This is a genomic window from Marivirga harenae, from assembly GCF_030534335.1.
GTDB classification, from domain to species: Bacteria; Bacteroidota; Bacteroidia; order Cytophagales; family Cyclobacteriaceae; genus Marivirga; species Marivirga harenae.
Window position 1 is genome coordinate 2859261 of the sequence record NZ_CP130565.1, and the last position, 14585, is coordinate 2873845.

Below are 14585 nucleotides of genomic sequence, written 5' to 3' on the forward strand. Positions count from 1 at the left end.
AGATTTAGCTAAATTTGAACTATAGCCGTAAACTATAACTTAAAAGGATGCAAGATATTATTAAAAGACTAGAAAAAATAAGAGCAAGAGACTCCAATTTTAAGTTTATAGTTTTACTGCTTTTCTTCTTGATTTCGACAAATTTATTCGCTCAGTACTATTCCAAGCAATCAAGCATTCATATTTCTGCTTTTCCTGGTTTTAGTAATCATTCTGCGGATGAAATTTCCCAACACTATAAGTTATCCTTGAACTTAAGTTCAGGTATTACAGGAAGTGTGAGTGGTATAGAGATTGGGCTTATTTCCAATTATAATTATGAAAAGTTTCTGGGTCTACAGTTTGCTGGATTTGCCAATATATCGGGAGTTAATAATAAGTTGAACCCTAAAGAAAAGTTGCAAGAAACGTTCAGAGGCTTTCAAATTGCTACAATTACTAATAAAACTTTTGGGGATGGGACTGGGGTTCAAATTTCAATTTTCAATATTGTAGAGTCTGGCTTTACGGGATTCCAACTTGGCTTTTTAACTAATAAATCACGAAATCTTGTTGGCGCTCAAATAGCCGGTTTGATCAATTCAACTAAGCTAGGTATGGTAGGTTTTCAGATTGCACCCTTGTTCAATTATTCGGATGGACAAACTAATGGCTTACAATTGGGACTATTTAATTATGCCAGAACTGCAGGTTTTGGTCATGAATTCAGCAGTTTGTTCAGTGACAGCTGGCAGATTGGTTTAATCAATTTCAGTAAGGTGAATAATGGGAATCAAATTGGGCTGATTAATATTAGTGGGAAAAATAATGGAGTCCCTTTGGGATTGTTGAATATTGATGCAAGTGATGGTTACTTAAGTTTTCGTTCAACAGATCTGTTTTTATCAAATATTTCTTTAGGAACAGGAAGTAGATTTTTCAGCAATATTGTACAGTTTGGATATAATTTATCTATTTCTGGCATGCCCGTTTGGGGATTTTCGTACGGTTTAGAGAAGGAGTGGAGTGACCCCTATAGAACCAAATTTGTTTCTATAAACACATCCGTGTGGCAACAAAAAGCACGAGACGTTAAGCTTTTAAAAGGTCCAAGAATTTGGCGTTCGGAATTGATTTATGGATTTAAAATAACCAAAAAACGGTATTTGGAATTAGGAGCAGCTATCAATTATCAGTTAACATCAATTAAAAACCAAGAACCTTCTTTATTGACACTCGGAAATTTTTTTCCTGGAATTATTTTAGGGCTACAATAAAAAATGGCAGTTGAAAAACTGCCATTTCCTTACCTAAAAATTAAATATCTGCTATTCCTCTGTTTTAGCTTTCTCTTTATTTTTCACTTCCACTAAATCTCCGTCTTTGAGGGTTTTAGAAATTGCTAAGAAAGGACCTTTAACTACTGCTTGACCAGCATTAAGCCCGTCAACTTGGATAAATTCAAAGTCGCTAATGCCCGTTTTTACTTCTGTCATTTTTACGGTATTATCGTCCTGTACCACAAAAACAACTTCTTTCTCTTTCTTAGGAGTTCGAACATCTACTTCTTTGGCAGCGGAATCTTGTTTGTTTTCCGGAGTTCTTAAAGTAACTGAAGAAAGCGGCACAGTTAAGATATCCTTCTTAGTTTCCGTCATAATTTCAACACTAGCCGTCATTCCTGGTCTGAATGGAGAATCTCCATCTTCGGTGATTAAATCCTCGTATGAAGAATTAAGTATTTTCACTTTCACTTCAAATTCGGTTACTGCATCCTGTGAAGCTTTTTCATTGGCCGTATTGGCTATGGCAGTTACAACCCCTTTGAATTCTTTCTCCATGTAAGTATATGAATCTACTTCAATATTGGCGGTATCACCGATATTAATTCTGATAATATCATTCTCATTTACATCTACACGCACCTCCATATTATTCAAATTGGCAATTCTCATCATTTCTGTACCTGCCATTTGTTGAGTTCCTACTACTCTTTCACCAAGTTCAACACTCAACTTAGAAACAGTTCCATCAACTGGAGAATATATTGTAGTTCTTCTTAAGTTTTCACTTGATTCATCCACAGTAGCCTGACTACTTTTGACCGTATATCGTGCAGCTAAAACGCTTTTCTCTGCAGCTAATTTATCATTTTGAGATACCTGATAATTAGCCAATGCCGATTCGTAATCAGCTGTAGAAATCACTTTTTCTTCGTAGAGTTTTTTCTGACGTTCGAAGATTTGCCTAGATTGAGTCAATTGTGCTTTTGCTCTTTCCAGAGAAGCCTCTGCTTGCGCTAGTCCAGCTTTTTGTTGGTTCAAATTAGCCTTTGCCCTTTCCAATGCACTTACAAAATTATCGGGTCTAATTTTCACCAATAAATCATCCTTTTTTACTGGATCGCCTTCCTCTACTGCCAATTCTGTAATCTCACCTGCAACATCAGGGCTTAATTTCACCTCTACGACAGGTTGTACAGTTCCACTAGCATTTACTTTTTCAATTATTGTTCTCTTTTGTACGTCATCTACTTCAACTGAAGTAGAAGGAGGCTGCCCAATAACGCCCGATTTTTTACCTATTATTGCTGCAATGATTAAAACAACAACTATTCCAATAAGAATATATAATCCTTTTTTATTTGATTTTTTCTTAGCCATGGTTAAAAGTTTAAAGGTTTCCCTTGATAAAAGTCCAGTACTTTAAGTTTAAATATATAATCGTATTTTGCTCGAATGAGATCTGATTTTACTCTTTCGAAATCGTTTTTTATTTGGGTGAATTCTACCGCATCAGTTGCGCCAAGTTCTAATCTTTGCTCTGCATTTCTAAAACTTAGTTCTGAAGCTTCAAAACTATTCTTTAATGCTTCATACGATTTTGCAGCAGCTTTTACATCTAAATAAGCCTGCTCAATGGTTTGTTGCAACTGATTTTTAGCAGAAGTAAGCTGGTATTCACTTCTTTTGTGATTAATAATGGCTTGTTGTACGCTATTTTTTACTTGAAATCTACTAAAAATAGGAATGTTTAAACTCAAACCCACAAATCTTCTTTGATTAAAATCCAATTGATTTAAGTAGGTATTATCAGTAAATTCAGATGGAACACTTTGTTCTGACACCACCACTTGCCCCGTGTTTTGAACAACACCAACTGGTGTCGTAATGGTGATGTTTTCAGAGCCTAACACAGGAAATTGTTCAGGAGCAGCATCAGAGTAATTAGTAGATATTCCAGCATTGAGACTCAAAGAAGGGTAGTACCCGCTTTTTGCAATTCCGATTCCTCTCACTGCGCTTTCTTTTCTATATTTTGCCGCTTTTATAACGGGTTGATTTTGTAGTGCATACTGATATACATTCGATGAAGTTTCCATTAATTCACCTTCATTTGGTTCTGGTAAATCTGGTATCTCAATATCAAATGGCTGTTCAGCAGGAATTTGTAAAGCTTGTTTTAATTGTAAATATGAAATATTTAAATTGTTTTCAGCTCTAACAACTTCTAATTCATCATTTGCTTTTTGCTGTCTGATTTGCAATAAATCTGCTTGAGCCAATGCGCCAATTTCCACTTGCTTTTCAACTCTGTTTTCCTGGCTTTCTGTAGTTTGTAATCTCAACTGGGCCGTTTCAAGTAATTCTATGTTAAAAAGAATATTAGTGTAGAATGTAACAACATCCAAAGTGACATTATTTTGAACATTAGCTAAGTCTTGTTCGGATGCCAATTGGCCAAACTGATCTCTTTTGATACTATTATATCGTTGAAACCCATCAAATAAAGGAAGACTGGCATTAAGTCCTGCGTTTTGAGAATTTATACCTCGGTCAATAATGGTGTTAGTAAAAGGATCAATAGAACGACCTGTAGATGTATTTATCCCTAAATTACCATTTACACCCGGTAAATTACTCATCTTGGAACCAAATAAATTAATTTCGGCACTTTCCACATCCAGCGCGGATTGTTTGACTTGCAAATTATTTTCTAGTGCGTAGTCCACGCACTTCTGCAATGACCATTGATCTTGCCCATTGACAGTAAGTCCAATAGTCAAGAGAACAAATAATAAATAAATTCTAAGCATAATAATAGTTCATAGTTTACATATCAATATCGGGTATATAAATCACATTTTTTACCCATTCTAAATTTTTCATATATTCCAAAGTGATGGGTTTCAAGCCACTATCCATCTCAATTGCTAAGCAGGCAATATCCTTTTTACCTTTTCTGGAAACACTCATTGTGGCAATATTTACTTTATCGTGAGTGATGATATTGGTTATAAAAGCAATACTTCCTTCTCTGTCATCAGCGGTGATAATGAGCGTATGTAATGCGGCAGAAATATTGGCAGTAAAACCATTTACTTTGGAAATGTTGATGACTCCACCTCCTAAACTTTCTCCGATTACTTCTACATTTTTATTTCCTTTAATCAAGTTTAATTTGATCGTATTAGGATGGTAAGTGCCGGCACTGCCAATAGATTTGAAGGTGTATTTGAGACCTGCTTCTTTGGCTAGTTCAAAGGATTCCTTAATCCTGATGTCATCAGTTTTGTAGTTCAATAAACCAGCGACAATTGCTTTATCACTGCCATGTCCCTCGTAAGTTCTTGCAAATGAATTGTAAAAAGTTACAACAGCCTCTTCTGGTCTTGCTCCCAAAACTTTTATAGCAGCACGAGCAATCCGAACTACGCCTGCAGTGTGAGAACTTGAAGGGCCTATCATTACTGGTCCGATCATATCAAAAATACTGCTTCTTTCTCCCATTTCTTAAAATAAAACCCAATATTAGACAATTAATTGCAGTGACAAAAGTATTATTGATGAATGGATAATGGAAGTTTTAAAAGCAAAATAATCATGATTGATTACAATGGTAAATTAACACGCTCAGATTCAGTCGCTTTGGAGGTTTCGAATAGAGGTTTTCAATATGGCGATGGAATTTTTGAAACAATTATTTATCGAAAAAAGGAAATCATGTTTCTAGATGAGCATTGGGAAAGAATTTCTGAAGGGGTGAACGGTTTAAAGTTGAATATATCTTTTACAAAAGAAGAATTTAAAAATACTGTACTAGAATTATTAGAAGTGAATGGATTAATAGGACTTTCAGCTCGGATAAAGCTTTATATCTGGAGAAAATCAGGTGGTTTATATACTCCAGAACAATCTAATGCAGAGTACTTGTTAACCTCAGAACAAGCTCAAAAAAAGAAAATTGTACAATTTGAAAAAGTTGGGATAGCCGATTCAATTTACTTACAAGAAACAGCTTTTAGCCATTTAAAAACGATTTCGGCTTTGCCTTATGTTATGGCAGGTATTGAAAAGAAGGAAAGAGGTTTGGAAGAGTTATTTTTATTAAACCAAGATGGTTTCTTAGCAGAGGCTTCTTCATCTAATCTTTATTTTTTGAATTTAGAGAAACGTACTATCTATACACCATCTTTGGAAACTGGATGTATCAATGGAGTGAGCAGAAGGTTTTTATTTAAAAATGCAAAGCATTTTGGCCTCGAAATTAAAGAGGTTTTATGGATGCCTGAAGAATTGATTTCAGATAAATTATCCATTTTCACCATTAATGTAGCTGGTGTTAATTGCATTCAGAAAATTTATATGACAAAAATGGGAGATTGTACAGAAGGTTTAAAGTTGTTTAAGGAAATTTTTAAGTGGTAAATTATAATACCGTAAACTCAGGAATCTCTTTCTCAAAAACCAATTCTTTGGTATCAGGCCTAAAGCAATAATGCTCCATTCCATTGGTGATAATCATGTATTTAGCCTTAAATTGGCTATAGTAATTTGCGATTTGTGAAAAGGTACTATCGGATATTTTTACATTAGGGGCTTTGCATTCTATCAATAGAAGTGGTTCCATTTTTCTATTGAAAACCGTGACATCTGTCCTTTTCTTTCTTTCATGATATTTTAATCCGGATTCTGCATTAATTAAAGTGGCAGGATAGTTTTTATAGTGAATCAGAAACTGGATAAAATGCTGACGTACCCATTCCTCAGGCGTTAAAAACAAATATTTTTTCCTGATGGGGTCAAAAATATGTATCTTGCCGTCCATATTACGCAAGTTCACATCATATGGCGGAAGGTTTAATTTTTGCATTGGTTTCGCTTAACTTTGTGGCAATTTAAATTTAATTATAGATAAAAAATAAAATTAATCTAAACCTGACAGGTTTATTTATCCCATAAAACTCATAAATGAAGACAAAAAAAGAAATCGTTGACAATTGGTTGCCCCGTTACACTGGAACAGGACTAGATGAATTTGGAGACTATATATTATTAACCAATTTCATCAATTATGTTGAAATGTTTGCCCAGCAGTATAATGTGGAAATAAAGGGAAGAGACAAACCTATGCAAACAGCCACAGCTGAAGGGATTACGATCATCAATTTCGGCATGGGAAGTTCAGTAGCCGCAACAGTTATGGATCTACTCTCCTCTATTATGCCAAAAGCGGTGCTCTTTTTAGGTAAATGTGGCGGGATTAAAAAGAAATCCAAGATCGGTGATTTAATTTTACCATTAGCAGGGATAAGAGGCGAAGGAACTAGTAATGATTATATGCCACCTGAAGTACCTGCTTTGCCATCTTTTCGCTTGCAAAGAGCAGTTTCCTCCATGATTAAAAAACATGAAATGGACTACTATACCGGTACTGTTTTTACTACGAATCGAAGAGTTTGGGAGCACGATGATGATTTTAAAGACTACCTAAGAAGGATCAGGGCAATGGCTGTGGATATGGAAACCGCCACTATTTTTTCAGTTGGCTTTGTCAATAGCATTCCTAGGGGAGCATTATTATTAGTATCTGATAATCCAATGACTCCAGAAGGGGTGAAAACTGCCCAAAGTGATCAAAAAGTAACTGGAAGCTATGTAAATTACCATCTTCAAATCGGTATAGATTCATTAATTGAATTGAAAAACTCAGGTGAATCAGTGAAGCATTTGAAATTTACCGAGACCTTATTTGACCAAGATTAATTTTAACCATTTTCAAAAAGTGAATCTGTCAGGTTTAGACATGTTTATTGTACCTCAAAATGGCAAAAGCAAGTAACTTTCTAATGGTATAAACCTGACAGATATTTTTGAATATCATAGTCGTGAAACTTCAAATAAGTGATCAAATTAAGCCAAGCATAAAAATGAACAAACTCTTACTCTCCTTTACCTTCATCGTTTTAATAGCTTCCTGCAGTACCAGAGAAACTGTTGATGCCATTTATTTTAATGGAAACATCTACACTGTCAATGATAAATTTGATAAGGAAGAAGCATTTGCCATCAAAGATGGTAAATTTTTAGCTGTTGGAAAGTCAAAAGATATTCGCAACCAATACCGATCGGACGAAGAAATTGACTTGTTGGGTTCAGCGGTTTATCCTGGTTTTATTGATGGACATGCGCATTTCATTAGGTATGCTAAGGATTTAGGTGATGTAGATTTAGTAGGTACAGCATCTTTTGATGAATTAATCCAACGATTGCAAAAACATGCGGATCAATATCCGGAAGCTCCTGCTTTACTAGGGCAAGGATGGGATCAAATTAATTGGGAGGGTAAACAATTTCCAGATAAAGATACTTTGGATATTCTATTTCCCAATAAGGTTGTGATGCTGAGAAGGGTAGATGCTCATGCTATTTTAACCAATCAGAAAGGATTGGATCTGGCAGGAGTGACAGCTAAAACCAAAGTTTCAGGAGGAGAAGTTCTGTTGAAAGATGGTCAGCCAAGTGGTGTATTGATTGACAATGCTATGAATTTACTGATGGATAAAATGCCTGAAATGGATGAGGATCAGAAAAAGGAACTTATTCAGCAGGCACAAAATAATTGTTTTGCGGTAGGGATTACCTCACTAGCGGAAGCAGGTTTGGACAAGTCTCAAATAGATTTATTGGACGCTATGCAAAAGGACAGTCTACTGCAAATGAGGATTTATGCTATGATCAACCCGACAGCTGAAAACATAAATCATTATTTCAGTAATGGCCATTACAAAACTGATTATTTAAATGTGCGCTCTTTTAAAATTTACGGAGATGGTGCTTTAGGGTCAAGAGGAGCTTGTCTGATTCAACCCTATTCGGATGACGAGGGTAATTATGGATTTTTAAGGAGTAAGCCTCAGGTATTTGACAGCTTAGCTAAAATTATATTTGCGAAGGATTTTCAAATGAATACTCATTGCATTGGTGATTCAGCCAATAGAGCTATCACCAGTATTTACGCTAAGTATTTGAAAGGAAAAAATGATAAAAGGTGGAGAATTGAGCATGCTCAGGTACTTGACGATAATGATTTCAGTAAGTTTGGCGATTACAATATTCTACCTTCCGTTCAGCCAACTCATGCTACTTCTGATATGGATTGGGCGCATGAAAGGTTAGGAGAGGAGAGAGTAAAAAATGCTTATGCTTATCAAGAATTATTGAGGCAGAATGGAAAGTTGGTTTTAGGCTCTGATTTTCCTGTAGAGAATATTAATCCAATTTATGGTTTTCACGCTGCAGTAGCTCGGCAAGATGATGATAATTTACCCGAAGGGGGTTTCCAGCCTGAGAATTCCTTAAATCGAGAGCAAGCGTTAAGGGGAATGACTTCATGGGCCGCTTTTGGTCAGTTTGAGGAAAAAGAAAAAGGAAGCATTGCCAAAGGAAAATGGGCAGATTTTGTGATTTTGGACCAAGATATCATGGAAGTTCCAGTAGAAGAATTGCGTGGAACGGAAGTTATGCAAACCTACTCAGCTGGCCAGAAAGTATACGAATTAAGATGATGAAAAAAGAATTAACCATAGCAGAAGCTCAATTAAAGGTAGATGAATGGATCAAAACCATAGGAGTTCGCTATTTCAATGAGCTGACCAATATGACGATCCTGACAGAAGAAGTAGGAGAATTAGCTCGAATAATGGCCCGAAAATATGGTGAACAGTCTTTTAAAGAAAGTGATAAAAATGCTGATTTGGGTGATGAAATGGCTGATGTGCTCTGGGTTCTTATTTGCTTGGCGAATCAGACTGGTGTTGACTTAACCGATGCTTTGAGAAAAAATATTGAAAAGAAGACTAAGCGTGATAAAGATAGACATCAGGATAATGAGAAACTTAAATAAACTATCTTGAGGAATATTGTTATTATCGTTTTAGCAGTAATATTTTTTGGATGTAATTCAAAACAAGAAGAATTACCTACAAAAAAATTTATTGATTCCGTCTTCTTGCTTGAGCAAACAGCGAATTCTACATGGCAGCCCAGAGTAAATAAAGGGATATTACGTACAGAAAAATTCTATGATTTTGTTTATTCAAATGAGTTAGCTTTGAGTTATTTACAATGGAATTTGTTTTTTGAAAAGCTGCCAGACTCCATAAAATACTCCACAAAGAGTAGGGATAATGTTCATCTTGATTTTCAGAATTTTGCAAATCAAGATGAAGAGATAAAAAGAGCAATTCAATTACTAATTTATCCTGAAAAATTCAAAGATCAATATCAAATCAATATTGACAGTTTAACGAATTTAAGCTCAAAATTATATTATGCTTCATCTGCTGGCGAGGGAAGAGTGGGCTGGTCATTTTGCACTGGTAAAAGTAAATTTCCGGAGATTTATGGTGAAACTAAGAGCTATGAGTCCGTCATCCTTCAAGCCTTATGTTTTCAAGCATTATTTGAAGAGAAATATTCTAATCCCAAGAAAACAGTTTGGAGCTACTTTAATCGCAAGATACCGGAAGTTTCTACAGAAATGAAAAGCATAGAATATGATGATTACATAGACAAGGCAAACCAATTGATGTGGGAAAAGATCTCGAAATCTGAAGAATTAAGGGATTTGTTAGTCGGATTTACAGCAAACGAGAGTTCAAAATTGTACTGTCAGGTTAATAGTAATTAAATATGTAATATTAAGTATATGATTACGCTAGATCAGCAAAAAGAAAATGCCATTAAATTTTACAAAACAGCCTTTGAGGGCAATCCTTCAAAAGCTGTTGAATTATATGTTGGAGATGAATATATTCAACATAATCCTGCCGTAGCTAATGGAACTCAAGGATTTGTTGAATATTTCGAAAGAATGCAAAGGGAGTACCCGAACAAAAGTGTTGAATTTGTAAGGGCAGTTGCGGAAAATGGCTTAGTCGCCCTGCACACTCATCAGGTTTGGGAAGGGGATGCAGAATATGTCACCATGGATTTCTTCCGTTTTGATGACAATGGAAAAATTGTGGAACATTGGGACAGCATTCAGCAGATTCCGGAAGAGTCAGCAAATCCCAATAAGATGTACTAGTTTGTGGTTTATTCTAGCTTATAAACCTTCTTAAATCCTTCTAATCCTTTTTCTGTTAAAGTAGGGCGCACGAGATTGAAAAACACCTGCATATAGTAATCTATTTTTTCGTCACTCTTCCCCTTATAAAAAACCTCAGCATCGGAAATCCAGGAATTGCTGACCATCAATAATGCATGAATTAGTAAATCTTTCTGTCTTTCATCTTTAAAAGCTTTCATATATCCATTAGAAATTAAAAAGCTAGAAATTGTATCCAAGATATTCCACCTTTGATCAAATTGATCTTGAGCATGTTTTTTAATGTGGTCGAAATGACGAACCACTTTGGTAATTCCCAAATAAATAAATTTATACTTGTAGATTTCTTCAAATAGTATTTTCAGCCTGCTAAGCATAAACTCAAGATTGATTACTTCCTCCTTGATGTTTTGAAATTGCTGCTCTACATTCTTTTGCATATTAAGATACAACTGAAGTATGATGTCGTCTTTTTTCGGAAAGTGATAACATAAATTCCCATAGCTAATCCCCATTTCATCCGCTATGGCCTTGCTCGAAATTGCGGATATGCCATAGGTATTAAACAGTTTCAAAGCAGTTTCTAGTATTTTGTCTTTTGTGCTCATATATGCTGGAAATCTACTACAATATTAAGCATTTTTTAACTGCTAAAATAAATGTAGGCCTCAATGCCTAGAGTTGGATTTTGTTTTATTACATTTGCTAGGCATTAATGCCTAGAAAGAAAAATGAAGCACGAGCAATTTAGTCAATATTTGCAGCCAGGCGAGTTTATTAATTCGGACAACCCCAATGTTCAGAAATTTGCAAAGATAGTCAGTTCTGGTACTCAAGATGATAAGCAAAAAGTCAAGTTCTTGTATTATGCCATTCGTGATGGTTTTAGGTACGATCCTTTCAGACTGCATTTCTCAAAAAAAGAAATGAAAGCCAGTAGTTTGCTCAAAAGAGATTATGGCTATTGCATAGAAAAAAGTTGTCTTTTCGCTGCGGCTTGTAGAGTCATTGGTATTCCTTCTCGATTAGGTTTTGCGAACGTTAGAAATCACATCGGGACTGCCAAATTAGAAGCGGTTCTTAAAAGTGATGTATTAGTTTTCCATGGCTATGCTGAAATTTATTTAAATGACAAATGGATTAAAGTAACGCCTGTATTCAATAGAGAACTCTGTGAAAAGCTGAATGTGAAACCATTGGAGTTCAATCCCGAGGGAGATTCAATTTTCCAAGAATACGATGAAAGTGGGAGTAAATTCATGGAGTACCTGCATCAATATGGTCATTTCGCAGATATTCCTTATGAATTGTTTATGTCTGAGCTAACCAGACATTATCCACATCTAGCATCTCAGATTCAAGAAAGAGACGTATTTTACATAAAGTAGAGTCTAAAACATTACTGGGAGTGCATGGGCCTATTTTCTTTTGATTGGTATTAAATTCACATTAGTAGAAACTGGTATTCCATACTTTATGACAAGTGCCAAGGAAATATTATTTTCAATAAGTAGTGGTTTTAATAATGATTTCAAAATTCCCGCGGAAAAATAGATTTCAGAAGACATGAAGGTTGGGAAATTGTATAAATCAAAATGCAGTTGAATGTTTATCTCCTTACACTAACGCCATATCCAATAATTTTTATTGGGCTCATTAGTTTTCCATCATACTCAATATCTTCTATTTTCGGCTGTTTCTTTTCATTGGTTTTATTGGTATAAATCAAAGGAAAAGCAATCTTGGTTCTTACAGTTTTTCCTTCATAAACAGCAGGAATCCAGTATTCTGGAATAGATTCAGTAACCTCCAAAATAGCTTCTTCGAAATACTTTTTTAGTTCTCCAATGATATGTTTTTGAACCAGAACCCCTTTTTCATCAAACTCTAATTCTAGTATGAGTATTGTGTTGATGTTTTCTTTTGCAGCAGTAGAAGAATAAGTACTGGCAAGATTCATTGCCAAAAAATCATATAAAAAATAATAACTTCCCAAGTATCTTATTTGACGATCTGGCTTGAGACTTTTCCATCCATTATCATAGATAAAATAAGAAGAAGTGTCTTTGGCTAAATGGATTAATTGATTAGCATCTAAATCAAAGCTGAGCGCTAGTTCATTTTGTGAATCGTAATAATGCCAAACGCCTACTCTATATCCATTTTCTACTGTTCCTTTTTGATAAGGCTCATCAATCTCTGTGGTCTGAGCCAATAAGTTTATATTAATTAAAATCAGTAGAGGTAGAATTAGCTGTTTCATCTTAGTTTTCGTGTTGGTTTATACTGCTCTATTAATTAAAGGAAGTATATATTTCTACATGGGGCAGTAAATGAATTTTAAAATTAATTCAATGTTAAAAATGCAATATACTGTTTGCAAAAGCATTGATATCCTGATTTTTGTATATCTCCCATTACTTCAAATTATTCTGTCAAATTAAAATCCGCCACATAGAAATTGGGGTCCACCAAAACCTCTGCATTTTCAGGTAAATTTTCTAAAGCTTTAAAACCTGTAGAATTGGGTTTTAGCCATTCTGCCTCTCCGTTAATAAAAATCCTTATCGGCATGTCAAATCCATCAACGGTATTTTCCCATTTGTATAGCAATTGGTTTTCTAAAACTCGGTAGGTGAAAGTGGGAACTTGAATGCTACGTAAATATTGATCAAAAACCTTGTCCAAAGATTCACCATATGACTGTGAGATAAAAATTTCTATTTGTTCGGTAGTCACCGTCTGATGATAAAATTCCTTATTCAATCCTCTCAAGGTTTGTCGCCATTTTTCATCATCATCAAATAATTGTCGGATGGTGTGGAGCATATTCCCTCCTTTATAATACATATCACCTGAACCTTCATAAGAAACGCCATATTTCCCAATTATGGGTCTGTCATTTTGAATGGAGGATCGGACTCCTTGCACGTAAGCATTGGCCGCCAAAGAATCGTAATGATAATCTAAAAATAGGTTTTCAGAATAGTGGGTAAATCCTTCATGAATCCACATATCCGCTACATCTTTATAGGTAATATTATTGGCAAACCATTCATGTCCGGATTCATGTATGATGATGAAATCAAATTTCAAGCCCCAGCCAGTTTGGCTTAAATCTCTTCCTCTGTAACCGTTTTTGAATTCATTTCCGTAAGTGACGGAGCTCTGATGTTCCATTCCTAAATAAGGGGCTTCTACTAATTTATAACTGTCTTCATAAAAAGGATAGGGGCCAAACCAATATTCAAAGGCCTTCAACATTCTTGGGACTTCCTGAAATTGTTTTTTAGCCTTGTCAAGATTATAGCTCAAAACCCAATAGCTACAATCTAATATTCCCTTCTCGCCTTCATATTTTTCCGAAAAATTGACATAATCACCAATATTGAGATTTACTCCATAATTATTGATAGGATTACTCACAAACCAATGATAAGTTCTGCTGTTTTTGTGTTCTTCTACTTGCCGCAACCGCCCATTAGAAACATCAACTAATGGTTTGGGAACATTCACGCTGATTAGCATACTGTCAGGCTCATCAGCAGGGTGTTCTTTGCATGGCCACCAAACACTGGCGCCAATTCCCTGATTAGCAGTAGCAATGAAATCTTTTCCATTTTTGTCTTTCTTCCAGGTAAATCCACCATCCCAGGGAGCATTTTTAGCAACTCTAGGATTCCCGGAATAGTAAACCGTTAATTCATTCAATTCCCCTTCTATTTGTTTATCGATCAATTCGATAAAATGGGCATTAAACGCAGTACTAAATTTCAGCTTTTCACCATTTTGAATAATACTGTCAATCTGCATCGGGTTTTGCAAATCGATCTGCATGATTTGATGAGGCTCTAGTACCTTGTATCGAATCAGATTACTTCCAGTAATATATTTTTCATTTGGTTTTACTTCAGTGTAAAGATGGTAGTATTTCAAGTCCCACCAAATTCTTTCTTCAGTAAGTCCACCTTTCAGACTGTCAGCTTTAGTGAAAATTTTTTGAGCAAAAACAGCGGTGCTGAGGATGGAAAAAATAGCTATAAAAATAAGTTTTTTGGTATTGCTTAACATATGCGTTGGGTTTCAATCAGGATATATTAGATCAAGAGTAAATATAATGAAGATAAATTGTTTTGTAGCAAAAATTACGGATACCTATAAATAGGTATTTCGATAAAAATATTTCATAATTCTTTTGAAATTATCATCTTGCG

At 35.1% G+C, this 14585-nt stretch carries 15 protein-coding genes; 8 read left to right on the forward strand and 7 right to left on the reverse strand.

The genetic code is table 11. The features are described from left to right. Positions 1-47: 47 nt before the first annotated feature. Positions 48-1256 (forward strand): hypothetical protein, encoded by a 1209-nt coding sequence (locus tag Q3Y49_RS12335; RefSeq protein WP_303268542.1) that lies wholly within the window; start codon positions 48-50, stop codon positions 1254-1256. 51 nt (positions 1257-1307) lie between these two features. Here the strand turns inward: Q3Y49_RS12335 and Q3Y49_RS12340 are convergent, their stop codons facing one another. From Q3Y49_RS12340 to sdaAB, 3 genes are read right to left on the reverse strand one after another with little or no spacing between them, the layout of a single operon-like run. Beyond that, positions 1308-2642: an efflux RND transporter periplasmic adaptor subunit gene (locus Q3Y49_RS12340; protein ID WP_303268544.1), complete on the reverse strand. Its 1335-nt coding sequence runs from the start codon at positions 2640-2642 to the stop codon at positions 1308-1310. 2 nt (positions 2643-2644) lie between these two features. Further along, positions 2645-4075 (reverse strand): TolC family protein, encoded by a 1431-nt coding sequence (locus tag Q3Y49_RS12345; RefSeq protein WP_303268545.1) that lies wholly within the window; start codon positions 4073-4075, stop codon positions 2645-2647. Positions 4076-4091: 16 nt separating this feature from the next. Continuing rightward, positions 4092-4769 carry an L-serine ammonia-lyase, iron-sulfur-dependent subunit beta gene (gene sdaAB / locus Q3Y49_RS12350; RefSeq protein WP_303268547.1) on the reverse strand — a complete coding sequence of 226 codons (678 nt, stop codon included), beginning with the start codon at positions 4767-4769 and terminating at the stop codon, positions 4092-4094. A 93-nt stretch (positions 4770-4862) separates the two neighbouring features. On the opposite strand from sdaAB, the gene Q3Y49_RS12355 reads away from it, so the two are divergent. Then, positions 4863-5687, forward strand: a complete 825-nt coding sequence (locus Q3Y49_RS12355) for an aminotransferase class IV (RefSeq protein ID WP_303268548.1) — start codon at positions 4863-4865, stop codon at positions 5685-5687. Position 5688: 1 nt separating this feature from the next. Here the strand turns inward: Q3Y49_RS12355 and Q3Y49_RS12360 are convergent, their stop codons facing one another. Next, positions 5689-6132, reverse strand: a complete 444-nt coding sequence (locus Q3Y49_RS12360; protein WP_303268549.1) for a type I restriction enzyme HsdR N-terminal domain-containing protein — start codon at positions 6130-6132, stop codon at positions 5689-5691. A 98-nt stretch (positions 6133-6230) separates the two neighbouring features. On the opposite strand from Q3Y49_RS12360, the gene Q3Y49_RS12365 reads away from it, so the two are divergent. The 5 genes from Q3Y49_RS12365 to Q3Y49_RS12385 all read left to right on the forward strand — a co-directional run bounded on the left by Q3Y49_RS12365 (position 6231) and on the right by Q3Y49_RS12385 (position 10350). Beyond that, positions 6231-7025, forward strand: coding sequence for an AMP nucleosidase (locus tag Q3Y49_RS12365; protein ID WP_303268550.1), 795 nt, complete (start codon positions 6231-6233; stop codon positions 7023-7025). A gap of 164 nt (positions 7026-7189) precedes the next feature. Continuing rightward, the gene (locus tag Q3Y49_RS12370) at positions 7190-8827 is read left to right on the forward strand and encodes an amidohydrolase (RefSeq protein ID WP_303268551.1); all 1638 of its coding nucleotides are present in this window, start codon (positions 7190-7192) and stop codon (positions 8825-8827) included. Then, positions 8827-9165 (forward strand): nucleotide pyrophosphohydrolase, encoded by a 339-nt coding sequence (locus Q3Y49_RS12375; RefSeq protein WP_303272105.1) that lies wholly within the window; start codon positions 8827-8829, stop codon positions 9163-9165. The genes Q3Y49_RS12370 and Q3Y49_RS12375 overlap by 1 nt, the downstream gene beginning before the upstream one ends. A gap of 6 nt (positions 9166-9171) precedes the next feature. Next, a complete protein-coding gene (locus tag Q3Y49_RS12380; RefSeq protein ID WP_303268553.1) occupies positions 9172-9951 on the forward strand; it encodes a hypothetical protein in 780 nt (259 codons plus the stop codon). A gap of 18 nt (positions 9952-9969) precedes the next feature. Then, positions 9970-10350, forward strand: coding sequence for a nuclear transport factor 2 family protein (locus Q3Y49_RS12385; protein WP_303268554.1), 381 nt, complete (start codon positions 9970-9972; stop codon positions 10348-10350). 8 nt (positions 10351-10358) lie between these two features. Here Q3Y49_RS12385 and Q3Y49_RS12390 read toward each other — a convergent pair whose 3' ends face one another. Beyond that, complete coding sequence (locus Q3Y49_RS12390) at positions 10359-10979, reverse strand: TetR/AcrR family transcriptional regulator (RefSeq protein ID WP_303268556.1); 621 nt, start codon at positions 10977-10979, stop codon at positions 10359-10361. A gap of 123 nt (positions 10980-11102) precedes the next feature. Here Q3Y49_RS12390 and Q3Y49_RS12395 point away from each other — a divergent pair, with 123 nt between their 5' ends. After that, complete coding sequence (locus tag Q3Y49_RS12395) at positions 11103-11759, forward strand: transglutaminase-like domain-containing protein (RefSeq protein ID WP_303268558.1); 657 nt, start codon at positions 11103-11105, stop codon at positions 11757-11759. A gap of 221 nt (positions 11760-11980) precedes the next feature. Here the strand turns inward: Q3Y49_RS12395 and Q3Y49_RS12400 are convergent, their stop codons facing one another. Together Q3Y49_RS12400 and Q3Y49_RS12405 are read right to left on the reverse strand one after the other, a co-directional pair. Further along, the gene (locus tag Q3Y49_RS12400; RefSeq protein ID WP_303268559.1) at positions 11981-12634 is read right to left on the reverse strand and encodes a hypothetical protein; all 654 of its coding nucleotides are present in this window, start codon (positions 12632-12634) and stop codon (positions 11981-11983) included. 164 nt (positions 12635-12798) lie between these two features. Beyond that, positions 12799-14442, reverse strand: coding sequence for a M1 family metallopeptidase (locus Q3Y49_RS12405; RefSeq protein WP_303268561.1), 1644 nt, complete (start codon positions 14440-14442; stop codon positions 12799-12801). Between the last annotated feature and the right edge of the window lie 143 nt (positions 14443-14585).